The organism is Aeromonas sp. 160P, assembly GCF_055193095.1.
This window is the reverse complement of sequence record NZ_JBUXKV010000001.1, coordinates 3,409,645-3,435,900: the sequence shown is the minus strand read 5'-3', so window position 1 is coordinate 3,435,900 and position 26,256 is coordinate 3,409,645. Positions and strand designations below refer to the sequence as shown.

Sequence of the window (26,256 nt, the reverse complement as noted above, 5' to 3'; positions counted from 1 at the left end):
TATCAAGATGAAAAAAGCAGTCGTGGTTTTCAGTGGCGGTCAGGACAGCACCACCTGTCTGGTGCAGGCATTGGCTCAATATGATGAAGTGCACGCCATCACCTTTGACTATGGCCAGCGCCATCGGCAAGAGATTGACACCGCGCGCCATCTGGGCAGTGCGCTGGGGATCGCCGCCCACAAGGTGATGGATGTGACGCTGCTCAATGAGCTGGCGGTTTCTGCCCTGACCCGCGACGACATTCCGGTCAGCTGCGAGCTGCAGGATAACGGGCTGCCCAACACCTTCGTGCCGGGCCGCAATATTCTGTTCCTGACCCTGGCTTCCATCTATGCCTATCAGGTTGGCGCCGAAGCGGTGATCACCGGTGTGTGCGAGACCGATTTCTCCGGCTATCCCGATTGCCGTGACGAGTTCGTCAAGGCCCTCAATCAGGCGGTCTCGCTGGGGCTGGATCGCGGCATCCGTTTTGAAACTCCCTTGATGTGGCTCGACAAGGCGGAAACCTGGGCACTGGCGGATCACTATGGCCACCTCGACACGGTGCGCCAGCAGACCTTGACCTGTTACAACGGCATTGCCGGTGATGGTTGCGGCACGTGTCCGGCGTGTGAACTGCGCAGTCGTGGCCTGAACAACTATCTGGCCGACAAGGCGGGCATCATGGCCAAGCTGTTTGAGAAAACCGGGCTGGGCGAGAAAAGCGCAGAGTGAGCCTGCGTCTTGCCGTGGCTTGGGGTATAATCCGCGACTTTTGCAACAAGCCGTGATCGAGATGCACTACCCAATCAACGAGATTTTCCAGACCATCCAGGGGGAGGGCATCTTTACCGGCCTGCCCGCCATCTTTGTTCGCCTGCAGGGTTGCCCGGTGGGCTGCCCCTGGTGCGATACCCGTCATACCTGGGTTGTTGATCCGGCTCGTGAAGTGGGTCAAGAGGCGGTGCTGGATCGCTCCAATGAATCCGATTGCTGGAGCCAACTCAGCACCGCGCAGATCATAGCCAGCTTTAGCGATCTGGGTTATCAGGCGCGCCATGTGGTGATCACCGGTGGCGAGCCCTGCCTCTACGATCTGCACGAACTCTCGTCAGCGCTGCTGGCGGCGGGTTATCAGGTGCAGATTGAAACCAGTGGCACCAGCGAGATCAAGACCCATGAGCAGACCTGGGTCACTGTCTCCCCCAAGATTGGCATGAAAGGGGGGCTGCCTGTGCTGGTGTCGGCGCTCGAGCGGGCCAACGAGATCAAGCATCCGGTGGCGACCGAGCACCATATTGAAGAGCTGGATGCGCTGCTGGCCACCGCGACCCTGCGTCCGGATGTGGTGATTGCCTTGCAGCCGATTAGCCAGAAACCACGGGCCACCCAATTGGCGATGGATACCTGTATCGCCCGTAATTGGCGACTCTCAATCCAGACTCATAAATATCTGGATATCGATTAATATGGAGTGGCTATCCGACGAACAGGTGCTACTGACCCTGACCAACAAGATGCCTTACGGAAAATATCAGGGGCGGCGTATCATCGATATTCCTGAACCCTATCTGGTGTGGATGGCGCGCAGCGGTTTTCCGGCGGGTAAATTGGGTCAGACCCTGGCGCTGGCTTACGAGATCAAACTCAATGGACTCGAGTCCATGATTATTCCCATTATTAACAGGATGTCGGTATGAGAATATATACGAGGCAGGGTGACAAGGGCATGACCCGGTTGGCAGATGGCATCCAGCTGGCCAAGGACCATTTGCGGGTCGAAACCTACGGTTATATCGATGAACTCAACTCCCATATCGGCCTGCTGATTTGTGAAGTGCCACAGCAAGAGGCCGCTTTATTGGCTGACTTGCAGTTGCTGCAACAGGAGTTGTTTGATCTGGGGGGTGAGCTGGCGTTCTCCAGTGCTGCCCAGAATGTATCAATCTGGCAAGTCAATGCCGCCTGGACCACTCGCCTTGAACAGCAGATCGATCGTTATAGCGAGCCATTGCCACCACTGCGTCAATTTATATTGCCCGGCGGTTCCCGCGCGGCGGCGCAGGCACATGTGGTACGCACCCTGGTGCGGCATTGCGAGCGATTGCTGCTGACATTGAGTCATGAAGAGTGCGTCAATCCCGAGGTTCTGCCCTATCTGAACCGGATGAGTGACTGGTTCTTTACCGTTGCCCGCTATCTTATCTGCGTGGCAGGGGAGCGTGAAGTGCTGTGGGTCAAGGCCGCAGATCGCCCGCAATCGGCTGTCTGATATTTCACGTTTAACCGGCAATAAAAAACCTCGCCAAGGCGAGGTTTTTTATTAGCAAAGCAAGTGGGGTCAGATAGCAAAATCTTCCAGTGATTTGCCTGCGGCCACGGCGCTGGCAATTGCCGAAGGCATACGCCCCTGGCCGGTCCAGGTCTTCTCTACGCCATTATCCTGATAGCGATATTTGGCTGGACGTGGCGCGCGCTTGGCTTTCTCTGATTTGCCGGGAGCGGTAGCGACGACGTTAACCAATTCTGCCGGATCAATACCAGCCGCTTTCAGCATTTCGCTGTATTCGTTAATCTTACGCTGATGCTCTTCGCGCGCCTGACGCCCAGCGGATTCATCTTGCTGGCGTTCTGCGACGATAGCTGAAAGTTTTTCCAGTCCTTCTTCCAGTTGCTCCAGAGAAAGTTCGCGGCAGGTTGCACGCAGACTGCGGATATTAAGCAGTACCTTTAAAAATTCATTCATACAATTTACCACGCCGAGTCAGAGGGGAATATAATGTTCAAGCTGATTCTTACGTGGCACTTTAAATAAGTCAAGCCAGATGAAATATTATATCGAAGGTAAATCATTAACAGATGATTCATATGTGTGATGACATAGAACAGGCGTTGTTGCCCAAATCAGCTATCAGGTCACAACGTCCCCAGCCCCAGGTGACCGCTACACTCGGGGCTTTCTGACAGGCAGACCAAGGGTGTTCAGTTTGTTGATTGCACCAACATACGCCATCACTTCCCCTACCTGACCGTTGTATGTTCGCAGACTGATTTTCCCCGTCAGCAACTGTTTGAACCGATACATCGCCGTCTCTGCCAGCGAGCGACGGTGATATCCCGACATCTTCTTCCAGTGCGCTAGCCCCTCCTTGCGCATCACCAGCACCGCCTCATTTCTCGGATGGCCCTTTTTCCATAGTCCTGCGTTCTTGCGAGGCGGGATACACGCCGTCGCCCCTTTACGCGCAATCAACCGATGGCTGGCTTTGCTGTCATAGGCGCCATCCGCATAAACACGCCCCAGCTTGCGCCGCAGAGGATTGAGCAAGGTCGGCAACACCTCTGCGTCATGCACATTCTCCAGCGACACTTCTGCCGCCACGATATCGTGAGTCACCGGGTCTACCGCCAGATGCAACTTGCGCCACACTCGCCGCTTCTCGGCGCCGTGTTTTCTGACCTTCCACTCGCCTTCACCAAACACCTTCAGCCCGGTTGAGTCGATAACCAAGTCGGTAATACGTCCCTTTGGGGGCTGTCGATAAGCGACCGTCACTGTGCGTGCTCGCTTGCTGACGCAGCTGTAATCGGGGGCACAAAGCGGTACGTTCATCAACTCGAACAGGGAGTCGAGTAGTCCTTGGGTGGCCCGCAGAGTGAGGTTGAAAATCCCCTTGAGCATAAGGAAGGTACAGATGGTCTGGTCAGTGTAAAGCTGGCTGCGTCCCCGTCGCCCATGATGGTCGTGGTGAAACCAATTGCTCATGGCCTCGGCATCAACCCAGAAGGTGAGTGAGCCACGGTTAATCAGAGACCTGTTGTATTTAGGCCAGTTGGTGATGGGGTGAAGCGAGGTGCCCATGATGCAGACTTGAAGAGGATGGTGGTGATCAGATCACCGCGCCCTCAGTTAGTTCCATTCAAGCTGCATCGATTTGGGCAACAACGCCCATAGAACACAATCTGGATGCCAATGAAACTATGTCAGGTGAAAATAGTGTCAAAACCAATAGCATTGCGTCATTTGACTACCATTTAGCAGTGTTGGCCTGTTTATCAAGGCTATTTAATCAAAAAACTTGCTATAAGCTGCTATGTCGATAGAATGATCGGCGAATACCTTTAAGTAGAGGCGCGCTGCCTATGAGTATTTGTGCGGAGGGTGATGCCTGGGATGCACAAGGAAAGGAGTCAGCGCCGAAGTGGCCAGGCCATCATACCGGGCTGCTGGTTCTGCACCTAACAGATGCAGGACTGCCATAGTCATCCACTATGGAGCGCTACCTGAAGGGGCTGAGGAGTATAACCTCCCCATAGGTTTTGTTTCTTTAGATCCTCTCGGTAGATCTCCACCTGTCTTTTTAGGTGCAAAGAGATCATGGACATTAGTCATTTTGCCGACTCCGGTTGGTCAGTACTTCCCCCTTTGTTAGCTGTCGCTCTGGCGATCACTACCCGCCGTGTATTGCTGTCCCTTGGCGTTGGTATCGTGACCGGCAGCCTGCTGCTCAATCAGTTTTCCCCTCTTGACTCCCTGCATTACATGTTGAACACCGTGCTGAAGATCTTTTGGGTCGACGGTGCGCTCAATCGTGACAACGTCAACATGTTGCTGTTCATGCTGCTGCTGGGCGGGCTCATCAGTCTGATGAGCGTGTCGGGTGCCACCCGTGCTTTTGCCGAGTGGGCCGAGCGCCGCGCCAAGACCCGTAAGGGGGCCAAGGCGCTCACCGGCATGATGGTGTTTGCCTTCTTTATCGACGACTTCTTCCACAGTCTGTCGGTGGGTGCCATCTGCCGTCCGGTGACTGACCGCTTCCAGATCTCCCGTGCCAAGCTGGCCTATCTGCTGGATTCGACCGCCGCGCCTGTCTGTGTACTGATGCCCATCTCCTCCTGGGGTGCCTATATCATCGCCCTGGTTGGCGGCATCCTGGCGGCTCACGGCCTGACGGATCAGAGCCCCATCGCCGCGTTTGTCGAGATGATCCCGATGAACCTTTACGCCGTCTTCACCCTGATCATGGTGTTGGTGGTGATCGCGTTTCAGCTTGATATCGGCCCGATGCGTCAGCACGAAGCCTGGGCACTGGAAGGCAAGCTGTGGGATGAGTCCAAGGGACGCCCCATCGGTCTGGACATGGAGAGCCCGGAAGAGAGCAATGGCGGCATGATCGACATGGTGTTGCCGATCCTGACTCTGACCTTGGCGACCGTCTACTTCATGATTGACTCCGGTGCGACAGTATTGAGCGAGAAGGGGCTGCCGTTTAGCGTGCTCGGCTCGTTCGAGAACACCAACGTCGGCTCTTCACTGGTGTATGGCGCTCTGTGCAGTCTGGTGGTCTCCATCGGGTTGGCGATGCGTCTCAAGCTGGGCGCCAAGAACTGGATGAAGGCTGCGCCGCAAGGTGTCATGGCCATGTTGCCGGCGATCAATATCTTGCTGTTCGCCTGGACCATAGGTGCCGTGGTGCGTGATGTGGAGACCGGCAAATACCTGGCTTCGCTCGCCAACGGTAATCTGCCGGTCGAAGTGCTGCCAGCGGTGGTCTTTGTCCTCTCTTGTGCCATGGCGTTTGCCACCGGTACCAGCTGGGGCACCTTTGGCATCATGTTGCCGCTGGCCGGTGACATGGCTGCGGCCAGCGATATCAGCCTGATGTTGCCGATGCTGGCCGCAGTATTGGCGGGCTCGGTGTTCGGCGATCACAGCTCGCCCATCTCCAGCACCAGTATCCTGTCGGCCACCGGTGCCGGTTGCCATCATATCGATCACGTGATGACCCAGCTGCCTTATGCGCTGGCCATTGCGTTTGGTGCTGCCATCGGTTATCTGGCCATGGGCATGATGCACTCGGTGCTGGCCGGTTTTAGCGTGAGCGCACTCTGGTTTGTGGTGTTTACCACTTATCATCTGCGCAAAGCGAAAACCCATGCCGTCCTGGCAACTGCATAACGCACATAAAAAAACACTTTACGCGCAGGGGCCTACGGGCCCCTTGGTTTTGTCAGGGGCTTTGGTTAGCATGCGCCCCATAAATTCAGTTTCGGAACAGTATCATGGCTTCACTGCACTACAAATTTGCCACCATGAATTCAGGCAAATCCACCCAGCTTATTCAGGCGCACTTCAACTATCTGGAGCGAGGAATGCACCCGCTGGCGATGACACCGGCCATTGATGACCGTTTCGGCGTCGGGGTGATCAGTGCCCGGGTTGGCCTTGAGCTGAAAGTGGATGTATTCAGCGATAGCTGCGATCTGTTTGAAATGGTGAAGGTGCGTCATGCAGAGAAAGCCATCGATGTCTTTATCGTCGATGAGGCCCAGTTCCTGACCCGCGAGCAGGTCTATCAACTGGCCCGCATCGTCGATGAGCAGGATATTCCGGTGATGGCCTATGGCCTCAAGACCGATTTTCGCGGCGAGCTGTTCCCAGGTTCCTACCATCTGCTCTGTCTGGCCGACAAGTTCGAAGAGTTGAAAAGCATCTGCTGGTGCGGCAACAAGGCCCACATGAACTCGCGGGTGAGCGAAGCGGGTCAGGTGATGCGTGATGGTGAACAGGTGGAGATTGGCGGCAACGATCGCTATGTGTCGCTGTGCCGCAAACACTATCTAGAAGGGCGGGCCTACAAGTAGTTAGAAAGTGAGAGCGCCACGGTTAATCAGCAAGCTGTGGTATTGAGGCTTGCTGGTGATGGGGTTAACGAGCCCCCGATGCAGACTTGAAGGGGATGGTGGTGTTCAGATCGCCGAGCCTTAATGGGTTCCATTCAAGCAGCGTCAATTTAGGGAATTAGCAAAAAGGGGAGCCTGGCTCCCCTTTTTGCATATGGCTGATCAGATGACGGCGGGCTAGAACCAAAAACCGATGATAAAGGAGCCTGCCAAGGTCAGCATCACGTTGGCCACCGCATAGGTGCCCGCGTAGCCAAGGGCTGGAATAGAGCTGTTGGCCGCCTCATTGACCACATCCATCGCCGGGGCACAGGTACGGGCACCGGTGATGGCCCCGAGCAGCAGAGCCGGGTTCATCTTCAATACCCAGACTCCAAACAGGTAGCCAACCAGTACCGGCAAGGTGGTCACCAGCATGCCAGAGAACAGCACCACCATACCCACCTCACTGAGGTGATCCAGGATGCCGCCACCGGCTTTGAGGCCGGTACTCACCATAAACACTGCAAGACCCAGATCCTTGGCCAAGCGCAGCGCGCCTGGCGGTACATAGCCGACTGTCGGGTGGTTGGCACGCAGATAGCCCATCAGGATTCCCGCCAGCAGCAAGCCGACGGCGTTACCCAGCCCAAACTCAAGCTGGCCAAACACCAGTGAGACGGAGCCGATCAGCAGGCCCAGGACAAAGAAGGTGGTAAAGGCCACCAGATCGGTGGTTTGGCTGTGGATGCTGATAAAGCCGATCTTGTTGGCTAGCAGTTTGACCCGCTGTTTCTCGCCACTGATCTGCAACACGTCGCCTTTTTGCAGCATGATGTTGCGATCGAACGGCATCTCGATCTGGGAGCGTACCACCCGGTTGAGGAAGCAGCCTTTCTCGGTGAGGTTGAGTTCCACCAGATGACGACCCACCACCGAGTCGTTCTTTACCACGATCTCTTCGGTGACGATCTGCAGGTCAAGCAGGTTGCGATCAAACACCTCCTTGCCGTTGCGGTAGTTCACATCCAGCTTTTCGTGGCTCTCGGGATACCCCACCAGGGCAATCTCGTCCCCTTCCTGAATGACGGCATCGCCATCCGGGCTGGCCAGAATGCCGTTGCGGCGGATCCGTTCGACATAGCAGCCGGTGTGCGGATAGATGCTGGTCTCGCGCAAGGTTCGGCCACCGATCCAGGCGGCCAGCTCGGGACCGACCCGATAGGCGCGGATGATCGGCAGATAGGTCTTGCGGTTGTCACTATCAGAGAGCCCTCGCTCACGGGCAATTTTCTGGGCTTCGGTATTGAGATCAAGCCGTGCCAGTGAGGGGAGGTAGCGCACCACCAGCATCAAGCCAACCAGTCCAACCAGATAGGTCAGTGCATAGCCGATACCCATATTATCGAGCACTGCCTGCATATCGGTCTGATGGGGCAGATTGAGCAGGCCGCTGCGCAGTGCATCCTGGGCACCCACCAGCGCCGGGGTGGAGGTGAGGGAGCCCGCCAGGATCCCCGCTGCCATGCCCGGCCCCAGGTTGAAGAACTTGGCCAGCCCCACCGTCAGGAGCAGGGCGGTCAGCAAGATCACCAGGGTCAGGGTGATGTAGTGGATGCCATCGCGCAGGAAAACACTGAAAAAATGCGGTCCAGCCTCTATCCCCACGCAGAAGATAAACAGCATAAAACCGACGTTTTCGGTGGTGGCGGTAAACTCGAAGCCCATCTGGCCGAACAGCAAGGCCGTAAACAGCACGCCAATGGTGTTACCAATCTGGAAGTTGCCAAGCCGTACTTTGCCAAGCAGCAGGCCAAAGGCCAATACCACGAACAGCAGCAGGGAGTCACTTTGATGTAGCAGTGTCACGAAATCTATGGTCATGCCCGGGAAAACCGAGAGAAAAGTGGGGTCGATATTGTGCCGGAACTATCGCCAATAAAGAAGCGCAAGCCACCGATTAATCGGGAGTTATCAGACACTATTTCACCGGCAAGAAGTTTGACAGTAAAGCGGATGGTTGAAAGTTAGTGTTTATTGCTGAGAGTCAGCCTGTCAATTAGTGAAATCTGCTGATGACCCGCGATCATCACGGGGGAGGGGGGCCACTTTAGATTCTGCTGCTCTAACGTACCTCCCGGCTCTGTTTCAGCAGATTCAACCAGGGGCACAGGCTGCTGGCGATGGACGAAAGTGGTGTCGTTGTTATCCGATCGCTGATGCCCCATGGTCTGGGGAAAAGAGATCGGAGTAAAGGGTCAAAAGAGCCCTGCAGCGGAGGGCCATGAGTGTGTTGGCAAAACAGCATAAAATCAGGTTGATGGGTGAAAAGTACCCCGGCTGAGTGCAATTGCTGGCAATCCCGCGTCCTGACAGGGATTGCTGCAGTTACCCACAGAATCTGTGGATAACCCTGTTAATGAATCTTGCGCATTGACCGGAAAGCCGCGCCAGTACTGGGATGCAAGTACTGTTCAAAAAATACCGCATTTAAAAAGTTGGTATAAAAATCATATAGTTAGATGCAGCGGAAGAAAACACTGTCGCGCATGGATGGGTAACAAAAGAGGAAGCATGCAGCAAGAGAGGACTTGTGCATTAAAATCGGAAGGAGAGGGCACTAAAGTGGATAACTTGCACCGAGATGGTGAGGAATTGGCTCCCCCGACTGGACTTGAACCAGTGACATACGGATTAACAGTCCGCCGTTCTACCGACTGAACTACGGGGGAACATCAGGCAAGGAGGAGCACTATACAGAAGCAGTCTGAGGTGGTCAAGCCATTATCGGCAGGAGACACACGGGCAGCGCGCCTGTGTGTACCGGTGCCAATCCCTCGGTTACACTGCGCTTCTGCGGTTTTGTGTCGGGAGTGTTCATGAGCAAATTGTTCAAACTAGTCAGCCAGTTTCAACCTGCCGGCGATCAGCCTGCGGCAATCAGCCAGCTGCTCGATGGCATCGAGTCCGGCCTTGCCCAGCAGACCCTGCTCGGGGTGACGGGCTCTGGCAAGACGTTCACTATCGCCAACGTGATTGCCACCCTGAATCGCCCGACCATGATCATGGCCCCCAACAAAACCCTGGCAGCCCAGCTTTATGGGGAGATGAAAGAGTTCTTTCCTGACAACGCGGTAGAGTATTTCGTCTCTTACTACGACTACTACCAGCCTGAAGCCTATGTGCCAACCACCGACACCTTTATAGAAAAGGATGCCTCGATCAACGATCACATCGAACAGATGCGGTTGTCGGCGACCAAGGCGCTGCTGGAGCGGCGCGACGTGATTATCGTCGCCTCGGTGTCGGCCATCTATGGTCTGGGAGACCCGCAGGCCTACCTCAGCATGATGTTGCATCTGAAAGTCGGTGATGTGATCAATCAGCGGGATATCTTGCGTCGTCTCGCCGAGCTGCAATACACCCGTAATGACATGGCCTTTCAGCGCGGCACCTTCCGGGTGCGGGGGGAGGTGATCGACATCTATCCTGCCGAATCAGACAAATTGGCCTTGCGGGTGGAGCTGTTTGACGAGGAGATAGAGCGGCTCTCCCAGTTTGATCCATTAACCGGTGCCATCGAGCAGACGGTGGTGCGTTACACCATCTACCCCAAGACCCACTATGCGACCCCGCGCGAAACCATTCTCGGTGCCATCGAGCATATCAAGGAGGAGTTGCGCGGGCGGCGTGAGCAGCTGTTTTCACTCAACAAGCTGGTAGAAGAGCAGCGGATCAGCCAGCGTACCCAGTTCGACATGGAGATGATGCAGGAGCTGGGTTACTGCTCCGGCATCGAGAACTACAGTCGCTATCTCTCCGGCCGGGCGCCGGGGGAGCCGCCCCCCACCCTGTTTGACTACCTGCCGGGGGATGGCCTGCTGATCATCGACGAATCCCACGTTACTGTGCCGCAGATCGGCGCCATGTTCAAAGGGGACAGATCCCGCAAGGAGACCCTGGTGGAGTACGGCTTCCGGCTTCCCTCGGCGCTGGACAACCGCCCCCTCAAGTTTGACGAGTTTGAAGCGCTGATGCCGCAGACGGTGTTTGTCTCAGCCACCCCGGGCCCTTATGAGCTGGAGAAATCTGGCGGCGATCTGGTGCAGCAGGTCGTGCGCCCAACCGGCCTGCTCGATCCCGAAATCGAGGTGCGTCCGGTGACCACTCAAGTGGATGATCTGCTCTCCGAGATCCGCAAGCGGGTGGCCGTGACTGAGCGGGTGCTGGTGACCACCCTGACCAAGCGGATGGCGGAGGACCTGACCGAATATCTGGCAGAACATGATGTCCGGGTGCGTTACCTTCACTCGGATATCGATACGGTGGAGCGGGTGGAGATCATCCGCGATCTGCGCCTTGGCAAGTTCGATGTGCTGGTGGGGATCAACCTGCTGCGGGAAGGTCTCGACATGCCGGAGGTGTCGCTGGTAGCGATTCTGGATGCGGATAAAGAGGGCTTCCTGCGCTCTACCCGCTCGCTGATCCAGACCATAGGTCGGGCGGCGCGTAACCTCAACGGCCGGGTCATTCTCTACGGCGATACCATCACCAACTCGATGCGGGTGGCCATCGAGGAGACTGATCGCCGCCGCGCCGTGCAGCATGAACATAACCTCAAGCACGGCATCACCCCGAAAGGGCTCAACAAGTCGGTGGGGGATGTGATGGACATCGGGAGCAGCCGCACGGCCGGCAAAGCGGGTCGCGGCGCTCGCAAGGCGGCTGAACCACAAGGGGAGTACCATGCCCGTTCGGTCAGCGAGATTGCCAAAGAGATCAAGCGGATGGAGGAGCAGATGTTCCAGCATGCGCGGGATCTGGAGTTCGAACAGGCCGCCGCGCTGCGGGATCAGATCCAGCGGTTGCGTGGCGAGTTGATCGCATCATGAGTGCGAAACGCTGGCTGGTCTGGCAACGCCTGCACCGTCTCTATCGGGGCTTTCGTCATCCGGCCACCCCTTGGTGGGCCAAAGGGCTGGTCATCCTGATCCTGCTTTATGGCATCAGTCCGGTGGATCTGATCCCCGATGTGGTGCCTCTGCTGGGCTGGCTCGATGACATGACTTTGCTGCTGGTGTTGCTGTGGGGCTGGGAGCGTTGCCTGCCAGAACAGGTCAGAAAGGGGTTGCAGCAGGGTGAATAACCTGGTGATACAAGGCATTTATTGAGTCTGAATGCTCGTTGATTAAAAAGCCCGCAAACAGGTGATTGTGACCCGGATTGCATTGGCGTAGACTCCACGCCGTTCACTTTATGAGTATGGAAAAATGGATCTAATCCTGTTTGCTATCGATTTTATTCTGCACGTTGACGTGCATTTGAGAGAACTGTTCGAGAACTATGGCGTGTGGGTTTACGCCATCCTGTTTCTGATCATCTTCTGTGAGACCGGGCTGGTGGTGACGCCATTTTTGCCCGGTGATTCTCTGCTGTTTGCTGCCGGAGCGCTGACCGTGGGCAGTGTGCTTGATGTGCATACTTTGGCAGGCGTGCTGATCGTGGCTGCCGTGCTGGGTAATGTGGTCAACTACACCATCGGACACTTCTTTGGTGAGCAGCTGTTTCGAAATCCCGACTCCAGGATCTTCCGCCGCGACTATCTGGACAAGACCCACGCCTTTTATGCCAAGCATGGTGGCAAGACCATCATCATCACTCGCTTCCTGCCCATAGTGCGTACCTTTGCGCCGTTCGTGGCGGGGATGGGGGCCATGACCTATCAGCGCTTCCTGACGTTCAATCTGGTCGGCGGTCTGTTGTGGGTATTGTCGTTTGTCTACGCGGGCCACTTCTTCGGTAACTTGCCAGTGGTGCGTCACAACTTTACCCTGCTGATCTTCGGCATTATCGCTATCTCGCTGTTGCCTATGGTGTTTGGCATGGTCAAAGCCAGGATGAGCGCCGCCAGGGCGGGCTGAGCGGTTGATGGATAAGGGATAAAAACGGGAGCCATGATGGCTAATGCCAGTCAGTTAAGCCTGACTGGCATTTTTTATTGGTTTTTTGCACTGCGCTGCGGTGGCCCTGGCTTCGGGCTGCGGGCATCACGTCGCTCCCTTCGCGTGAAGCAGGGCGATAATGAGCTCGGCGCATGACTCAAGCCGGGCAGCATGAGTGGTGTGAAGCAAGTCGGGAGCCTGTTCGATAGAGATAAAAAATCCGAAACCCATCGACAGGTTTCGGATTTTTACAGTTCATAAGGTGCGATGAATGGCGCCTTGACTGATTTTGCATCAGGCCATCTGGCGGCCTTGTTACTGCTTGCGGAGTCCGGTTTAGACCAAGGCTTTACCCTTGAGCAGTTTGCGCACCCAGTAACGGGCCGGGTGGAGGGCCTCCAGCAGATCGGCGGCCAGCGGCAGGGGATCGCCGCAGATCTCGCTGGCGAGCAGCTCGCCACAGAGCGGCGCCGAGCAGAGACCCCGTGAGCCGAGCGCCCCCAGCACATAGAGGCCGGGGTGAAGGGGCAGCGGCTGGGCGTCGTGCTGATCACGCTGCAGCTGGGCATAGTGATCCGCCAGACCTTGCAATCTGGCCACTGGCCCCACCACCGGCAGGTGATCCCGACTGGCACAACGCACCCCTACCCGTGCCTCGTTGCCACTGACATCCACCTCCGCTGGCCAGCGTTGATCCGGCAGGCAGGCTTGCAACCGCTCCTGATTCTGGGCTTGTTCGTCGGCGCGAAACTCAAGGCTGCTCTGGTTGCGGCCATAACTGGCACCGATACAGTGCTGCTCGTGGTGCATCGGCGTCAGGTAGCCATCGTAGCAGAGCACTGTCTTGAGTTGGCGCAAGCTGGCCGAGGTCGGCACATGGCTCACCTGACCCCGTACCGGATAGAGCGGCAGCTCGGCAAAGGGGAGCAGGGCGGGCAATTGATGACCGGCGGCGACCACCAGATTGGGGCTCTGCCAATGGCGGCCATCCTCACTCGCCACCTGCCAGCCGTCAGCCTGCTCGGTAATGGCGCTCACCCGGGTATTGTATTCAAGCTGCAGCAGGCCGCTGGCTTGCGCCTCCTTGATGGCGGCGCGGGTCAGATCCGCCGGACAGAGCCAGCCCCCCAGCGGGTAGCTGACCCCCTCATGGCCACTGGGCAGGCCAGCGACCGTTTCGGTCTCTGCGGCGGTCAGGGGTTGCATCAGCGCCGGGGGGAAGGGGCCCTGACTCATCTTGGTCAGCTTGGCACGGGATTTGTCGTCATAGCCCAGTTGCACCACACCGCACAGTTCAGAGGCGATGGGATGGCGCTCGGCCAGTGCCAGCAGCCGTTGGCGAGCGTAGCCAAAGGCCAGCGAATAGAAGCGCGACAGCGCATCGTGCTCGCCATTGAGCAGCGGATAGAGCGCGCCCTGGCGGTTGCCGGAGGCGCCGGTGGCCGGTTCGCCATCTTCGCACAACAGGGTCACCTTGCGGCCCCGCTCCACCAGTGACAGGGCAGTCATGGCCGAGGCGACCCCCCCGCCGATGATCACTACCTCGCCCTCCCGCCCGGCAGGACGGTCATAGCAGGGGGCAATGCTCTGCTGCGGGAGCTTGTCTGCGCGCTGGCCTGCCAGCATGGACCACTTGCTGCCGAACCCCTTGATTTTTTTCGTGGCAAAACCTGCCTCAATCAGGCCACGGCGCACAAAGCCGGCGCAGGTAAATGTGGTTAGCGTGGCGTGGGGGCGAGCAAGGCGTGCCAGGCCTTGAAAGAGTGTCTGGGTCCACATCTCGGGATTTCTGGTTGGGGTAAAGCCATCCAGATACCAGGCATCGACCAGCCCTTGCGGCCCATGAGGCACGCGCGGCAGCATCTCTGCGATATCCCCCAGCCACAGATCGAGCCGCACCCTGCCATGGGCAAAGTGCAGACGATGGCAGCCAGAGGTAGCGATCGGCCACTGGGCAATCAGCTGTTGACTCAAGGCGGCGAGTTCTGGCCAGGCACCATGAGCCTTGCGCAGATCCTCGGTAGCAAGAGGGTATTTTTCAAAACTGATGAAGTGCAGGCGAGCGCCGTGGCCCGTATCGGGGGCTTGGGCCAGAAAGGCTTCCATGGTCGCCAGAAAATTGAGACCGGTGCCAAAGCCGGTTTCGCCGATGACGAAACAGTCGCGATCGTGCTGTGAAAAGCGCTCTGGTAGCCGGTTTTGCAATAAAAAAACGTAACGGGTCTCACTGAGACCGTGGTTATCAGCAAAGTAGACATCCCCAAACTCGCTGGAGATAGGTGTACCTGTGTCGCTCCAGTCCAATCGGGCATGCTGTAAGGTTGTTTGACTCACGTTTTCCTCGGCTCGCGTCACACAAATCGCGGGCATTCTACGTGATTACCATCCCCCCTGCACAGAATGGCCGTCGATAACCGGTTTAAAGCGTCATCGTGCCTTGCTGACCTCGCCGGAGCCCAAGCCGCTTTGGCCAGTGGCAGTGCTACGAGCAGGTTGAATGTTTAAACGCTGGGGCCTGTTTTGCGGTGCTCCGCTCTGGCCCGCATTAGTCGGGAGGAGGGCAGTAATACCGGCGCAACCAGCGGATGCATATCTGCTGGTTATAAGGGGTATAACCAGCGCGTGACAGCATGACTCTTTATACTGCACCCCTCAAAACAGCAATTTTTCAGGTGGTGCGTTTATGGTGATTACTCCGGGTCCACAGTTCAACGGCAAGGCATCCAAGCGGATGCATGTGATGGCCAAACCGATCGGGGCCGTGTGTAACATCGATTGCACCTACTGCTACTACCTCAGCAAGCAAGATCTGCTGGAGTACAAAAAGGGCTGCTCCCCCGAGATGGATGAGCAGACCCTTGAAACCTATATCCGCCAATATATCGAGGGGCAGAATACCCCCGAGATCATCTTCTCCTGGCAGGGTGGCGAGCCGACCCTGCTCGGGCTCGACTATTTTCGCAAGGTGGTCGAACTGCAGCGCAAATATCAGCCGCAAGGGGTGGTGATTGCCAACGATCTGCAGACCAATGGCATCTTGCTCAATGACGAGTGGTGTGAATTTCTGGCGGCCAACAATTTCCTGATCGGCCTCAGCATCGATGGGCCCGAGCTGCTGCACAACACTTACCGGGTCAACCGTGCCGGGCGTGGTACCTTCCGCCAGGTGATGGCGGCGGTGGCGCTGCTGCACAAATACAAGGTGAAGTTTGCCACCCTGACCTGCGTCAACAACCTCACCAGCAAGAATGCGCTGGAGGTCTATCGCTTCCTGCGTGACGAGGTGAAGTCGCCCCAGATGCAGTTCATCCCCATAGTCGAACAGAAGAGTTTTCGCACCACGGCGCCCCAGACCTGGCAGCCGCAGGAGCAACTCAAGCAGGGGGACAAGCGCCTCAACCCCTGGCACAAAAACTCGGTGGTCGAACCCTGGTGTGTCTCTGCCGAAGGGTGGGGGGATTTTCTGATCACCATTTTCAATGAGTGGGCAGAGCGGGATCTGGGTCGGGTGTTTGTGCAGTATTTCGAAGCCAGTGTCGAGGCCTGGATGGGGCGCAAGAACCCCCTCTGCACTCTGGGCGAGATCTGCGGCAAGGGGCTGGCGATGGAGCCTAACGGCGATGTGTTTGCCTGTGACCACTATGTCTATCCCAAGTACAAGATTGGCAATATCCACCATCAGCCGCTGAACGAACTGGCCTATTCGCCGGCTCAGCAAGCATTCGGTTTTGCCAAGTCACGTACCTTGACCCGTCAGTGTCAGCAGTGTGACTACCAGTTTGCCTGCTATGGCGAGTGCCCGAAGAATCGCTTTATTCGCACCCACGAGGGCGAAACCGGTTTGAACTACCTCTGTGCTGGCTGGCACAAGTTCTTCAGCCACATCGATCAGTCGATGGCCTTCATCCTGCGCCGGGCCGGTTATCCGGTGGCGCACGGTAAATTCCGTGATGCGGTGATGAACAGTGGGCAGGGGAAATAGAGCAATGAGCATGTTGAGCAACATATCTGGTCGGCAGCGACTTGTTGGCGGTGTTCGCACCTTGTGGCTGACCCTGGGCTTGGTCTCTTCCTGCGCCGCACTGGCGGTATCGGCGAGCGGACCGGCAACCCCGGAGCCGCAGAGTGCTGCGGTCACCGCGCCGGTTGCCGCCAGTGCGCCGTCAGCGGCCCAGATCCAGCAGTGGGCGTACAGCGCCCAGGATCTGTCCCAGCCCGAGACAGTGCGGGCCGATGCCCTGCGCCAGCTGGCGGCTTATCCGAACCAGAACAGTCTGGTGGCGGTGGCCAGAAGCCTGCGTGACGAGAGTGCGCTGGTGCGCGAGGCGGCGGTGATTGCGGCAGATCCCTATCAGTTTACCCACCGCTGGCGGCTGCTCTCGCCGTTGCTGGCAGACAGCAGTGCCGAGGTGCGCCGCGCGGCCACCCTCAATCTGGCGCGCGATTATGGCGCCATGGATGAGGGGCAGCTGAGCGCCATTCGCCAGCCGCTGGCGGAAGTGAGCGGTTATCTGGCCCAGCAGCAAGATCCGGCATTGCAGCAGTTGCACGCTGACCTGCTGCGCTGGACCCGGCAGTGGGCCAAGGCACAAGCAGGCTACGAGCAGCTGCTTGCCACCCAGCCGAATAATCCCCAGCTCTGGCTCGGCCTTGCCGACAACCTGCGTGCCCAGCAGCAGGATGCGAACGCGCTGGCCCTGCTCGATAAAGGGATTAAAGCGGTGCCGGAAAATGCCAGCCTGTATTACGCCAAAGCGCTGACCCAAGTACGGCTTGGCGATAAAACAGCGGCTGCGGCGACCATGGAGCAGGCGGCAGAGCTGGCTAGCAACAACAGTTACTTCTGGTATCTCAACGGGGTGCTGCAAGAGCCGCTGGATCTCGATAAAGCCATTGGTTCGTTCGAGCTGGCCTATCGAATTTCCGGCGCGCCGGAGCAGCTCTATGCGGTGTGCGATATCTATCTGCGCCACGCTCACCCCAAAAGCGACGCTTGTATGACTGAGCTTGGCAAGATAGCCCCCCCCGAGGTGCTGGCGGAGCTCAATGGCAAGCGGGTGAGCAAGGTTGGCGCTTCCCCTGTTTCTGCTGGCCAATAACGGCGGCACTCCTTTTTACTGCACAGGTCAGATGATGAAAAATCGCGCATTCAAATTCGCACTCCCGCTGCTGGCCACCACAGTGCTGGTGGCAGGCTGCACTTTCTGGGTAACCCGGGCTAATAAACCTGTCCATCCGTTGCAACAAAAAATTGAAGCGGACATGGTGCTGGTGGAGGGGGGGCGCTTCGAGATGGGCTCAGAGGAACCCGCTGCCAAACCGAGCGAGGGGCCGGTTCATACGGTATCGCTCAACAGTTTTTACATGGCGAAGTTCGAGATGACCCAGGCGTTGTTCGAAGCCGTAATGGGGCCCTCGTTCAGCTATTTCCAGGCACCCAGTGTGCCGGTAAACAACTTGAGCTGGCAGCAGGCCAACCTGTTTGTGGCAAAGCTCAACGAGCTGACCGGTGGCCACTACCGGCTGCCGACCGAAGCGGAGTGGGAGTATGCCGCCAAGGGGGGCAAACTCAGCCAGGGCTATCGCTATAGCGGGTCCAATAATATTGACGAGGTTGCCTGGTACAGCGACAACGCCAAGAATCGTGCCTATCCGGTGGGGCAGAAAAAGCCCAATGAACTGGGGCTCTATGACATGACCGGCAATGTGGGGGAGTTTGTCTCTGATGCCTATGAAGAGACTTTCTACCGTCACAGCCCGCAAGATAACCCGAACAATGCCCAGCAGAGCAAGATCCACTTGGCCCACAAGTCAGTGCGGGGCGGCAGTTACTCCTACGAGGCGGAGCTGTCGGAAAACTACCGGCGTGATTTTGCCAGCCAGTCGGTGATGATGGCTGATATGGGATTGCGCCTGGTGCGTGATGCCCGCTAGGGCGGGGTCATTGCGCCACTTGGGAGGTGATCAGCCCCAGCTCGTTGATCACCTCAAACAGCTGCTGGCGTAACCAGCGGTGCCCCGCTTCGGCACTTCTGCTCGGGTGCCAGATGGCCGAGAGGCTGAACACTGACTCCGCAAAGGGGAAGGGTAGCGTTCGCACATCATACATATTGCTAAAGGTATCTATGGTGGAGTGGGGCAATACCCCGATGATCTCGCTGCGCGCGATGATTGGCAGCATCTCCATGGCGGTAGGTACCCGCACCACGATATTGCGATTGGCCATCTGTGGCAGGTGTTCGGCGGTCATCATGCTACCTCTGACCTGCCACTGGGCCAGCGCCACATGCTCCTCGGAAAAATACTCCTCTACAGCCAGGGTCGTGCCCAGTCGCGGATGCCCGCTGGCACATACCACCTTGACTTGCTCGGCATAGAGCACCTCACTCTTGAGCATGCTGCGCCCGCTTGGCGTCATGTCGATGATGAGATCATAACGCTGCATGCGCAGGTCGCTTTCCATGTCTTCGGTAAACAGCGGGTGCACTTCCAGCGCAATACCCGGTGCCTGCGCTTTGATCTTGCAGAGCAAGGCCGGGATCAGGTTGGCACTGACCAGGGTGATGCAGGCGATGGAGAAGACCCGTTGAGAGCTCTTTGGATTAAAGGTGCGCGAGGTTGACAGGGTCGAGCTGAAATTCTTCAGGGCAGCGGCCATCGCCGGGTAGATGTCGATGGCAAACGAGGTGGGCTCCATCCCCGCCACCTTGCGGTGAAACAGGGGATCATCGTAGATCTCCCGCAGTCGCTTGAGGGCTTTGCTAACGGCAGGTTGGCTGATCTCCATGCGTGTTGCCGCCCGGGAGAGGCTGCGCTCTTCATAGATGGCGACAAAGATCGGGATGAGATTCAGCTCGGTACTTCTGATGTCAAGCAAAGGGGGCCTCGTTACATGTTCGTGAAGTAGATCACGCGGCCGCCATGATTGCTTGGTAGCAAGGGAAAGAGATGCTGCCGCGCCAGTGCATTGGCGCGGCAGCAGGCCGGTGTCCAGTCTCGGCAGTGTAATGAAGTGCGTCTGCGGGTACAACCATCCAGGGGCCGGGTGGTGGCTTATCTCTCTTTGTCGCTGGCTGGGAGGCCGGAAGTTGCCGACTTGTCCACCCTGGTTGCCAGCCCCGGCAAGGCGGGTCGCCAGCCAACAGTGCGACACAGCCGGGCCACCCCATCACCGGTCGGCAATGACAGCCGCTTCACCAGTGCCCATCCCATCTTGAACGCTTGCGGGCGGTCGCCATCTGCTTGCTGAAAGGCCGCCTGTTGCTGCTGCCACGCCGGATCACTGCTGACACTGGCCAGCTCCAGCGACCCGCGTCGGGCCCGCAGATAGCGATAGGCCAACACCCGCACAGTGCCCCACTGTTGGCGCCAGATGGCGGTGCCGTATTGCCAGCTGAGCGGGCGAGGGTGGTGACGGTAGTAGCGGGCGATGGCCACGCGTGTCAGTGCCAGCAACGCCAAGCCGCTTGCCACCCCGACCAGCCAGGGCCAATAGGCCGCCAGCCAGGAGGCCGGGGTGTGGTGCACCCGCAAGGTTTGCCCCGGGAGGGTCAGGGTTTCCAGTTGGCCGAGCTGGCTGTTCCACCAGCTCAGCTCCAGTGGGGGCAGGGTCAACTCCCCCCCTTGCTGCACTATGTAAGTGGTCTGATCTTCCCGTGTCGAGAGGTACTCCCCCCGCTCCTGGGTATCGCTAAGGCGAGGCTGCGCCGGATAGGGCTGCAACTGATCAGTGCCCTCGAGCGCCGGGATCAGCGCCGGGATCAGTACCGAGAGGGTATCTTGCCCGCTGGCGGTGACGGTGCGAGTGATGGCATCCCCCACCCGCAGCTCGCCCATGTCGCTACCATTGTCATCCTCGGCCCTGTTGTCGCCGGAGCTGCGCCATGTCTGGTTCAGGGTGAGGTTGCTGGCGCTCAACCAGCGCCCCCCGACCGTCAGGGCGGGGTCGGGCAGGGCGGCAGCAAAACGCTGGGGCCGGGTGGTGAGGGTGATCTGCCGGGAGCCCCCTTCAGGACGGGCCACCGTAGCGCGTACCGCAATGGCGGGGATCTCGAACTGGCCAGATTGCTGGGGATAGAGGCTCAACTCCCAGCGCTGGTGCGACCAGGTATCCCCGTCCTGACGCTGGGTGAAGTTGGTGGCCATCTCACTGCGTTGCTTGACCATCACCCCAGGCAGTTCGAACTGACTGATGCGGGTACCGGCGGTAAACCAGCGGTTGGTGGCCAGTTCCAGATAGAGGGTGATCTGCTGGTTGACCGCATAAGGGCCATGTTCCGCTGGCTGATCTTTCAGCCAGCTTTTCAGGGTGATCTGGGTCGCAGGTTGCGCCTCTGCCCCCAGGGTAACCGGGGCCAGCAGCAGGGTGCTCAGCACTGTGGTCGTGGCGAGCAGCCAGCGGCAAATGTTATTGCGCCTGTTGCACATGGGCAGGCTCCTCGGTGGTGGCTGCGGGATGAGGGCGTGATAGCGCCTGAGTCTGCCGCGTGTGTAACTGCAGGCGGAATTTGGCTTGCAGAAAATCAGCAGGGTCGGATTCGACCCGGCGCAGCCATTTTTCGGCCTGGGCAGGATTGGCCAGGATCTGGTCCGCGGTCAGGGTTTCACGCTCCATCAGGGCGGCGGCGACTTTCTCCTCTGCCCCTTCGGCGGTGCGTGGTTCATTTTCGGGCAACTCACGGGAGTGGTCAGGCCCGTCGGGTGTACCGGTCTGGCTCTGGCTGGCGCGGTTGATCTCATCGACGATCCCCCTCATCACCTGATAGTTGTGGGCGGCTGATTGACGCACCGTGGGGTCATTGGCTTCGTCAGCCAGTTGCTGGAACAGCCGGCGGGCGGCCAGATACTCCCGTTGTCTGGCAAGGGCATTGCCCGCATAGAGCAACGCCTGTTCGGTATCGGCTTGTAAAAAGGCCGACTGGGCCAGCGCAAATTCGGCGCCATAGTAGTAGGCCACCCCCTTGTAGAGGGGATCTTCATAGCGTTTGGCCGCTTCGAGATAGTCACCGCGCTGGAAGTACCACTGCCCTTGCTGATCCGGGGTGAGCCAGAGATCGAGCCACTGCTGTTTCAGCTCCTCTACCCAGTGATTGGTCGCAGGCTCTGTGGGCTCTGCGGAGGCCAGTGAAAAGGTGGTTGCGTGCGCCGGTGCCGCTTGCAGCAAGGAAAAGCTGACTGCCGCCACCAGACCCCACTGCACCAGCCACCCTTTGCGAAACCACAGCAGCAACAGGGCCACAACCGGAAACAACAAGTTGTAGCCGATGTCATGCCAGGGCATCAGGGAGTCGCTGTGGATCAAGAAGTGGCGAGCAATCGCCCGGTTGATGCTCTCTACATCGTCATTATCCACCGTCATGGTAAGCAGGGTGGCGTTGCTGTCGCTCGCCAGTCGCCGCAATGAGGCCAGCTCCAGCGGGCGTTTGCCACTGAGGGCCGGATCGCCGGCAGCCAGGATCAGCAGTTGATGGGATTGCGCCTTGAAATAGTCAGCCAGTGGGGCAATGGCCGACGGGCTGATGCCGTCACTGATCAGCAAGACGGTGCTGCCAGCTTCATCGGCCAGCTGTTCGCTGAGCAGCGGGATCACCTGCTCGGTGTGCTTGCCCGCTTTGGGCATGATCGCGGGGCTGATGGCAGCGAGAAACGGGGTGAACACCGTATTGTCGCGGGTCAGCGGCATGGCGGTATGGGCCGAGCCGGCAAACACCACCAGACTGGTGCGTCCGCCACTGCGGGTGGCCAGCAGATCACCGATCTTCTGTTTGGCACGGGTCAGCCGGTTGGGGGCGATATCCTCTTCCAGCATGGAATCACTGTTATCGAGCAGGATCAGCAGTGCGCCCTGATCTTCACCAAAGGGGGAGGGCTCACGGCTCCAGGTCGGGCCGGCGCAGATCAGGATGGCAAGCCCCATGATCAGTGCCAGCGCCTTGAGGGGCAGGTTCTTTTTCCAGCCCTCTTCCCCCAGGGTCAATGCCTTGCGCAGATGAGATGGCAGTCGCTGTTGCCAGTTTTTCGCGTCGTCCATGCGCCAGCGCAGCAGGATGATGGCGGCAAGGGGGATAAAGGCAAGCAGCCACCAGGGGCGCAGAAAGTGGGCATTTAACCAGAGCTGTTGCCAGAACAGGGTATCAATCATGGGTGTCTCCTTGGCGAGCAGGGCGCAGGCGGTAGCGCCTGAGGGTCAACAGGGAAAAGAGACCGAGATAGAGGCCGACGCTGGCGGCAATCAGGTAGTGGTGCAGGCTTTCGCGGGTCTGAAAATGGGTGCTCTCGTAACGTTGCGGTTCCAGGGTATCGATCACCTGATAGGCCTGCGCCAGCGCGGTCTGGTCGAGGGCTTGAAACAGCTGGCCGCCGGTCAGGGTTGCCAGTTGCTGCAGGGTATCGAGATCGAGCGCCTGTTCGCCAACTGTCGCCGGATCTCCCATGGCGATGGTGTGCAGCCGCACCCCGTTGACCGCAGCCACCCGGGCCGCATCGCGGGGGCTGACGAAACTGCCGGTGTCGTTGCCATCGGTGAGAATGATGGCGACCTTCTCCCGTTTGCCAGCCATCTGGGCATTTGGCTCATTGCGATCACTTTGGTTGAACACCTTGATAGCCAGCCCGATGGCATCCCCCAGATGGGTGCTCTGGCCCGCCATGGCCACATCGGTCTCTTGCAGCAGGGTCTGCCAGGTGTCGAGATCGGCAGTAAACGGCGCCTGAATAAAGGCGGCATCACCAAACAGAATGAGCCCCAGCCGATCCCCTTGGCGCTTGGCGGCAAATTGGGTCAGTACCCCTTTGGCCGCTTCCAGCCGATTGATGGGCTTGCCGGGATCCGGTGAGAAGTCGGTTTCGGCCATGGAGCCGGAGAGATCCAGCACTATCATCACATCCCGCCCGAACCGCTCCCGTACCTGGGGCGGTCCATAGATGGTCGGTTTGGCCAGCGCCACTACCGCCATCAGCCAGACCAGCAGCAGCGCGATCCGTTGCCACCAGCTGGCGGTGAGCTGGGTTGCCCCCTCTTGCGGCGGTTCGTCCAGCAGGGAGACCAGCAGATCGAAGAAGGGCACCTTGATGGCACTTTGCCGGGTGCGATAGGCCGGAATGAGGCGAAAAACCAGCAAGGGCAGGGGCAGCAGCCAGAAGCAGTGGGGATGGGCAAACTCGAGACCAGCATCAAGCATGACGAGCCTCCACCGTCAGCGCAGCGCTGGGGCATGGCGTTTGATGATGTTGCAGCCAGTCGCTGCACAGGGAGACCAGACAGAGCTGATCGCTGACACTCAGCACCACCTGATCACACACCAGCGACACCAGCCAGCGCTCACCCAGTTCGGTGGCGAAGCGGGTTTGGCGATCAGGCATGGAGCTGTCGAGGGTCTGCAGCAGGGGAGTGCCGAACAGCTTGGCGTAGCCGGGTGAGAGATGGGTCAACACCTCTTTGATGATGTGAAACAGCGTCAGGCTGGTGCCGGTATTGGACCAGTTGAGGGTGCGCAGGGCGGCCAGCGCCTCACGGCGGTAGCGCTGTTGCCACCACAGTTGCACCCTGTGATAGATCCAGAGCAACGCCAGTGACCCGAGGATCATGGCCAGCAGTACCCAGCCAGCGGTTTGTGGTTGCCAACTGATGGCTGGCAGGACAGTCACATCCTGCAGTTCACGCAGCATATAGGTGCCGGGCAACTTGTGGATCATCGGTGATTTCCTCCCAATGCGGTGGTGAGATGGGCGAGGTGGTGGCCACTGGTGTCGAGGGTGATCAGGGGCAATCCTTTGATGGCCATCAGCCGCACCAACTGATCTTTTTTCAGCTGCTGCTGGCAAGCCAGACCCTGATCCAGCAGGGGCAGTTGATGAGGGGCGATATTGAGCTGGTATTGACCATTGCCGACCACCCAGCTGGCGTCAGAGGCGGTGCCAGACAGGGTTGATTCGAGGGGATCGGCGATGTGCAGGGCCAGCACGTCGTTATGCTGCTGCAAATAGCCGAGGCGGGTCAGATCGGCGTCGGTGACGCCCGCCCAGTCGCTCAAAAAGATCAAGGTGGCATTTTTGAGCTTGAGGCGGCCCAGCATGGCCAGCAGCGGCGCCAGTCCCGTCGCCTCGTGGTCGTGGCTGCTGACCGAGAGGGCATGGTTGGCGGCACAGAGCTGGCGCAAGCGTGCCAGCCAGTGGCCGCGAGAGCGCTGTCCACGCATCCACTCCACGCCGTCACTGCGCATGATGGCAAGCCCGACCCGATCGCTCTCTTTAAGCACCTGCCAGCCGAGCAGGGCCGCCACTTCAGCGGCCACCACTGACTTCATCACCTCGACCGAGGAGAAGAACATGCTGCTGCGCTGATCCACGCAGAGGATCACATGGCGATCCTTCTCTTCGCTGTAGCTACGAACATGGGGTCGGCCGGTGCGCAGGGTCACCTTCCAGTCCAGGGTGCGAATATCGTCCCCTTGCTGGTAGTGACGCAGCTCCTCGAAATTGAGACCACGGCCACGAAAACGGGATTGATGGCGACCGCACAGCACGCTGCCGCTGTTCAGTCGTGGCAGCAGGGAAAACTGCCCGACCAGACTCTGCAGCCGGACCAGTCGCAAGTAGTCACAGTGGATCCGTGGATCTGGCTGGGGGGGCGTTGCGCCATGGGGCAAGGTACGGTGATCCATAGGATGGCTTACCCGATGACAACGTGATCGAGCAGCGCCATCACCACCTGCTGGTGATCCACCCCGTCTGCCAGTGCGTCGTAACTGAGGGTAAAACGGTGACCCAGCACGCTGGGCACCATGGCCCGCACATCATCCGGCAGCACATGGTTGCGGCCCTGCAGCCAGGCGTAGGCGCGGGCGCATTTGTCGAGAGAAATAGAGGCGCGGGGGCTGGCACCGACCGCAATCCATTGGGGCAACCCTGTGCCCGGGTAACGGTCGGGATGGCGAGTTGCCATCACCAACCCGATGATGTAGTGCTCTACCAGCGGCGATACCGTCATGGCCGAGAGCTCTGCTCTGGCCTGCAAAATCAGCTCGGGGGAGAGGGGGGCGAAATGGTCGCCTTGCTGGCGGTTGCCGCGCTCTTCGGCTCGCACCAGCCGAATAATGGCCAGCTCTGCCTCGTCGTCGGGGTAGGCGACCGAGACCTTGAGGGCAAAACGGTCCATCTGGGCTTCCGGCAGCGGGTAGGTGCCCTCCTGCTCGACGGGGTTCTGGGTGGCCAACACCATAAAGAGCTCGGGCAGACGATGGCTCTTGTCACCCACGGTGACCGTGCCTTCGGCCATGGCTTCCAGCAGGGCCGCCTGCACCTTGGCCGGGGCGCGGTTCACTTCATCGGCCAGTACAATGCTGTTAAAGATGGGGCCGGGCTGGAAGCGCAGCTGGTGGGCACCCTCATGCTCCTGATACATCTCGGTGCCGGTCACATCGGAGGGGAGCAGATCGGGGGTGAACTGAATGCGGCCGAAGCTGGCATTGAGCGCCTGGGCCAGCGCCTTGACCGAGCGGGTTTTGGCGGTACCGGGCAAGCCTTCGAGGAGCACATGACTATTGGTCAGCAGACCAATCACCAGGGCGCGGATCACATGGGACTGGCCGACCACGCTTTGACCAACCTGTTCGATGAGTTGAGAGATCTGTTGTTGCAAGGGGTTCATAGGGATTTCCAGTGCAGATAACG

23 protein-coding genes, 1 tRNA gene and 1 riboswitch are annotated in these 26,256 nt (G+C 58.7%); of the genes, 12 read left to right on the top strand and 12 right to left on the bottom strand.

Annotation, left to right across the window (positions count from 1 at the left end):
- Positions 1 to 7 precede the first annotated feature (7 nt).
- From queC to ACY8FN_RS15930, 4 genes are all read left to right on the top strand, one after another.
- On the top strand, positions 8 to 715 hold the full coding sequence (gene queC / locus ACY8FN_RS15945) for a 7-cyano-7-deazaguanine synthase QueC (protein ID WP_139727284.1): 708 nt from the start codon (positions 8 to 10) through the stop codon (positions 713 to 715).
- 61 nt (positions 716 to 776) lie between these two features.
- Positions 777 to 1,448 (top strand): 7-carboxy-7-deazaguanine synthase QueE, encoded by a 672-nt coding sequence (gene queE / locus ACY8FN_RS15940; RefSeq protein WP_463100563.1) that lies wholly within the window; start codon positions 777 to 779, stop codon positions 1,446 to 1,448.
- A gap of 1 nt (position 1,449) precedes the next feature.
- Positions 1,450 to 1,680, top strand: coding sequence for a DUF3820 family protein (locus ACY8FN_RS15935; protein WP_335862941.1), 231 nt, complete (start codon positions 1,450 to 1,452; stop codon positions 1,678 to 1,680).
- Positions 1,677 to 2,252, top strand: a complete 576-nt coding sequence (locus tag ACY8FN_RS15930; RefSeq protein WP_463100562.1) for a cob(I)yrinic acid a,c-diamide adenosyltransferase — start codon at positions 1,677 to 1,679, stop codon at positions 2,250 to 2,252. Before ACY8FN_RS15935 ends, ACY8FN_RS15930 begins: the two co-directional genes overlap by 4 nt.
- Before the next feature lie 69 nt (positions 2,253 to 2,321).
- Here ACY8FN_RS15930 and ACY8FN_RS15925 read toward each other — a convergent pair whose 3' ends face one another.
- Entirely contained in the window at positions 2,322 to 2,726 is a 405-nt protein-coding gene (locus ACY8FN_RS15925; RefSeq protein ID WP_101318834.1) for an H-NS family histone-like protein, read from the bottom strand.
- Between the two features lie 198 nt (positions 2,727 to 2,924).
- Positions 2,925 to 3,842 (bottom strand): IS5 family transposase, encoded by a 918-nt coding sequence (locus ACY8FN_RS15920; RefSeq protein WP_463099013.1) that lies wholly within the window; start codon positions 3,840 to 3,842, stop codon positions 2,925 to 2,927.
- 257 nt (positions 3,843 to 4,099) lie between these two features.
- A riboswitch (Lysine riboswitch) is annotated at positions 4,100 to 4,271 on the top strand.
- Positions 4,272 to 4,358: 87 nt separating this feature from the next.
- Between ACY8FN_RS15920 and ACY8FN_RS15915 the strand changes: the two genes are divergently transcribed.
- Both ACY8FN_RS15915 and ACY8FN_RS15910 read left to right on the top strand, forming a co-directional pair.
- Positions 4,359 to 5,939 (top strand): Na+/H+ antiporter NhaC family protein, encoded by a 1,581-nt coding sequence (locus ACY8FN_RS15915; RefSeq protein WP_101324444.1) that lies wholly within the window; start codon positions 4,359 to 4,361, stop codon positions 5,937 to 5,939.
- A gap of 104 nt (positions 5,940 to 6,043) precedes the next feature.
- Positions 6,044 to 6,625: a thymidine kinase gene (locus tag ACY8FN_RS15910; RefSeq protein WP_042019140.1), complete on the top strand. Its 582-nt coding sequence runs from the start codon at positions 6,044 to 6,046 to the stop codon at positions 6,623 to 6,625.
- Positions 6,626 to 6,841: 216 nt separating this feature from the next.
- On the opposite strand, the gene ACY8FN_RS15905 is transcribed toward ACY8FN_RS15910, so the two are convergent.
- Positions 6,842 to 8,527, bottom strand: a complete 1,686-nt coding sequence (locus ACY8FN_RS15905; RefSeq protein ID WP_042019141.1) for an aspartate:alanine antiporter — start codon at positions 8,525 to 8,527, stop codon at positions 6,842 to 6,844.
- A gap of 772 nt (positions 8,528 to 9,299) precedes the next feature.
- Positions 9,300 to 9,375, bottom strand: a tRNA-Asn gene (locus ACY8FN_RS15900).
- Positions 9,376 to 9,522: 147 nt separating this feature from the next.
- Here ACY8FN_RS15900 and uvrB point away from each other — a divergent pair.
- The 3 genes from uvrB (at position 9,523) to ACY8FN_RS15885 (ending at position 12,564) form a co-directional block, all read left to right on the top strand.
- Complete coding sequence (uvrB, locus tag ACY8FN_RS15895) at positions 9,523 to 11,535, top strand: excinuclease ABC subunit UvrB (RefSeq protein WP_042019142.1); 2,013 nt, start codon at positions 9,523 to 9,525, stop codon at positions 11,533 to 11,535.
- A complete protein-coding gene (locus ACY8FN_RS15890) occupies positions 11,532 to 11,789 on the top strand; it encodes a YkvA family protein (protein ID WP_101318830.1) in 258 nt (85 codons plus the stop codon). The genes uvrB and ACY8FN_RS15890 overlap by 4 nt, the downstream gene beginning before the upstream one ends.
- Before the next feature lie 124 nt (positions 11,790 to 11,913).
- Positions 11,914 to 12,564, top strand: coding sequence for a DedA family protein (locus tag ACY8FN_RS15885; RefSeq protein ID WP_101318828.1), 651 nt, complete (start codon positions 11,914 to 11,916; stop codon positions 12,562 to 12,564).
- Between the two features lie 357 nt (positions 12,565 to 12,921).
- On the opposite strand, the gene mnmC is transcribed toward ACY8FN_RS15885, so the two are convergent.
- A complete protein-coding gene (mnmC, locus tag ACY8FN_RS15880; RefSeq protein ID WP_463100561.1) occupies positions 12,922 to 14,940 on the bottom strand; it encodes a bifunctional tRNA (5-methylaminomethyl-2-thiouridine)(34)-methyltransferase MnmC2/FAD-dependent 5-carboxymethylaminomethyl-2-thiouridine(34) oxidoreductase MnmC1 in 2,019 nt (672 codons plus the stop codon).
- 328 nt (positions 14,941 to 15,268) lie between these two features.
- Here mnmC and ACY8FN_RS15875 point away from each other — a divergent pair, with 328 nt between their 5' ends.
- Genes ACY8FN_RS15875 through ACY8FN_RS15865 form a run of 3 tightly spaced genes read left to right on the top strand, consistent with a single transcriptional unit; the run spans position 15,269 to position 18,519 of the window.
- Entirely contained in the window at positions 15,269 to 16,567 is a 1,299-nt protein-coding gene (locus ACY8FN_RS15875) for an anaerobic sulfatase maturase (RefSeq protein WP_463100560.1), read from the top strand.
- 10 nt (positions 16,568 to 16,577) lie between these two features.
- Positions 16,578 to 17,684, top strand: a complete 1,107-nt coding sequence (locus tag ACY8FN_RS15870; protein ID WP_463100559.1) for a hypothetical protein — start codon at positions 16,578 to 16,580, stop codon at positions 17,682 to 17,684.
- Positions 17,653 to 18,519: a formylglycine-generating enzyme family protein gene (locus ACY8FN_RS15865; RefSeq protein WP_463100558.1), complete on the top strand. Its 867-nt coding sequence runs from the start codon at positions 17,653 to 17,655 to the stop codon at positions 18,517 to 18,519. The genes ACY8FN_RS15870 and ACY8FN_RS15865 overlap by 32 nt, the downstream gene beginning before the upstream one ends.
- Positions 18,520 to 18,526: 7 nt before the next feature.
- Here the strand turns inward: ACY8FN_RS15865 and ACY8FN_RS15860 are convergent, their stop codons facing one another.
- From ACY8FN_RS15860 to ACY8FN_RS15830, 7 genes are all read right to left on the bottom strand, one after another.
- Positions 18,527 to 19,462 carry a LysR family transcriptional regulator gene (locus ACY8FN_RS15860; protein ID WP_139693455.1) on the bottom strand — a complete coding sequence of 312 codons (936 nt, stop codon included), beginning with the start codon at positions 19,460 to 19,462 and terminating at the stop codon, positions 18,527 to 18,529.
- A 176-nt stretch (positions 19,463 to 19,638) separates the two neighbouring features.
- A complete protein-coding gene (locus tag ACY8FN_RS15855; protein WP_463100557.1) occupies positions 19,639 to 21,012 on the bottom strand; it encodes a BatD family protein in 1,374 nt (457 codons plus the stop codon).
- Positions 20,993 to 22,726 (bottom strand): VWA domain-containing protein, encoded by a 1,734-nt coding sequence (locus tag ACY8FN_RS15850; RefSeq protein WP_042019153.1) that lies wholly within the window; start codon positions 22,724 to 22,726, stop codon positions 20,993 to 20,995. Before ACY8FN_RS15850 ends, ACY8FN_RS15855 begins: the two co-directional genes overlap by 20 nt.
- Complete coding sequence (locus tag ACY8FN_RS15845) at positions 22,719 to 23,765, bottom strand: vWA domain-containing protein (RefSeq protein ID WP_463100556.1); 1,047 nt, start codon at positions 23,763 to 23,765, stop codon at positions 22,719 to 22,721. The genes ACY8FN_RS15850 and ACY8FN_RS15845 overlap by 8 nt, the downstream gene beginning before the upstream one ends.
- Complete coding sequence (locus ACY8FN_RS15840) at positions 23,758 to 24,279, bottom strand: DUF4381 domain-containing protein (RefSeq protein WP_463100555.1); 522 nt, start codon at positions 24,277 to 24,279, stop codon at positions 23,758 to 23,760. Before ACY8FN_RS15840 ends, ACY8FN_RS15845 begins: the two co-directional genes overlap by 8 nt.
- The gene (locus ACY8FN_RS15835; RefSeq protein WP_139693446.1) at positions 24,276 to 25,247 is read right to left on the bottom strand and encodes a DUF58 domain-containing protein; all 972 of its coding nucleotides are present in this window, start codon (positions 25,245 to 25,247) and stop codon (positions 24,276 to 24,278) included. Before ACY8FN_RS15835 ends, ACY8FN_RS15840 begins: the two co-directional genes overlap by 4 nt.
- An 8-nt stretch (positions 25,248 to 25,255) precedes the next feature.
- Positions 25,256 to 26,233: an AAA family ATPase gene (locus tag ACY8FN_RS15830; RefSeq protein WP_101347429.1), complete on the bottom strand. Its 978-nt coding sequence runs from the start codon at positions 26,231 to 26,233 to the stop codon at positions 25,256 to 25,258.
- Between the last annotated feature and the right edge of the window lie 23 nt (positions 26,234 to 26,256).

Coding starts and splice junctions, on each gene's coding strand:
- queC (WP_139727284.1), top strand. CDS start 8: ATGAAAAAAGCAGTCGTGGTTTTCAGTGGCGGTCAGGACAGCACCACC.
- queE (WP_463100563.1), top strand. CDS start 777: ATGCACTACCCAATCAACGAGATTTTCCAGACCATCCAGGGGGAGGGC.
- ACY8FN_RS15935 (WP_335862941.1), top strand. CDS start 1,450: ATGGAGTGGCTATCCGACGAACAGGTGCTACTGACCCTGACCAACAAG.
- ACY8FN_RS15930 (WP_463100562.1), top strand. CDS start 1,677: ATGAGAATATATACGAGGCAGGGTGACAAGGGCATGACCCGGTTGGCA.
- ACY8FN_RS15925 (WP_101318834.1), bottom strand. CDS start 2,726: ATGAATGAATTTTTAAAGGTACTGCTTAATATCCGCAGTCTGCGTGCA.
- ACY8FN_RS15920 (WP_463099013.1), bottom strand. CDS start 3,842: ATGGGCACCTCGCTTCACCCCATCACCAACTGGCCTAAATACAACAGG.
- ACY8FN_RS15915 (WP_101324444.1), top strand. CDS start 4,359: ATGGACATTAGTCATTTTGCCGACTCCGGTTGGTCAGTACTTCCCCCT.
- ACY8FN_RS15910 (WP_042019140.1), top strand. CDS start 6,044: ATGGCTTCACTGCACTACAAATTTGCCACCATGAATTCAGGCAAATCC.
- ACY8FN_RS15905 (WP_042019141.1), bottom strand. CDS start 8,527: ATGACCATAGATTTCGTGACACTGCTACATCAAAGTGACTCCCTGCTG.
- uvrB (WP_042019142.1), top strand. CDS start 9,523: ATGAGCAAATTGTTCAAACTAGTCAGCCAGTTTCAACCTGCCGGCGAT.
- ACY8FN_RS15890 (WP_101318830.1), top strand. CDS start 11,532: ATGAGTGCGAAACGCTGGCTGGTCTGGCAACGCCTGCACCGTCTCTAT.
- ACY8FN_RS15885 (WP_101318828.1), top strand. CDS start 11,914: ATGGATCTAATCCTGTTTGCTATCGATTTTATTCTGCACGTTGACGTG.
- ACY8FN_RS15875 (WP_463100560.1), top strand. CDS start 15,269: ATGGTGATTACTCCGGGTCCACAGTTCAACGGCAAGGCATCCAAGCGG.
- ACY8FN_RS15870 (WP_463100559.1), top strand. CDS start 16,578: ATGTTGAGCAACATATCTGGTCGGCAGCGACTTGTTGGCGGTGTTCGC.
- ACY8FN_RS15855 (WP_463100557.1), bottom strand. CDS start 21,012: ATGTGCAACAGGCGCAATAACATTTGCCGCTGGCTGCTCGCCACGACC.
- ACY8FN_RS15850 (WP_042019153.1), bottom strand. CDS start 22,726: ATGATTGATACCCTGTTCTGGCAACAGCTCTGGTTAAATGCCCACTTT.
- ACY8FN_RS15845 (WP_463100556.1), bottom strand. CDS start 23,765: ATGCTTGATGCTGGTCTCGAGTTTGCCCATCCCCACTGCTTCTGGCTG.
- ACY8FN_RS15840 (WP_463100555.1), bottom strand. CDS start 24,279: ATGATCCACAAGTTGCCCGGCACCTATATGCTGCGTGAACTGCAGGAT.
- ACY8FN_RS15835 (WP_139693446.1), bottom strand. CDS start 25,247: ATGGATCACCGTACCTTGCCCCATGGCGCAACGCCCCCCCAGCCAGAT.
- ACY8FN_RS15830 (WP_101347429.1), bottom strand. CDS start 26,233: ATGAACCCCTTGCAACAACAGATCTCTCAACTCATCGAACAGGTTGGT.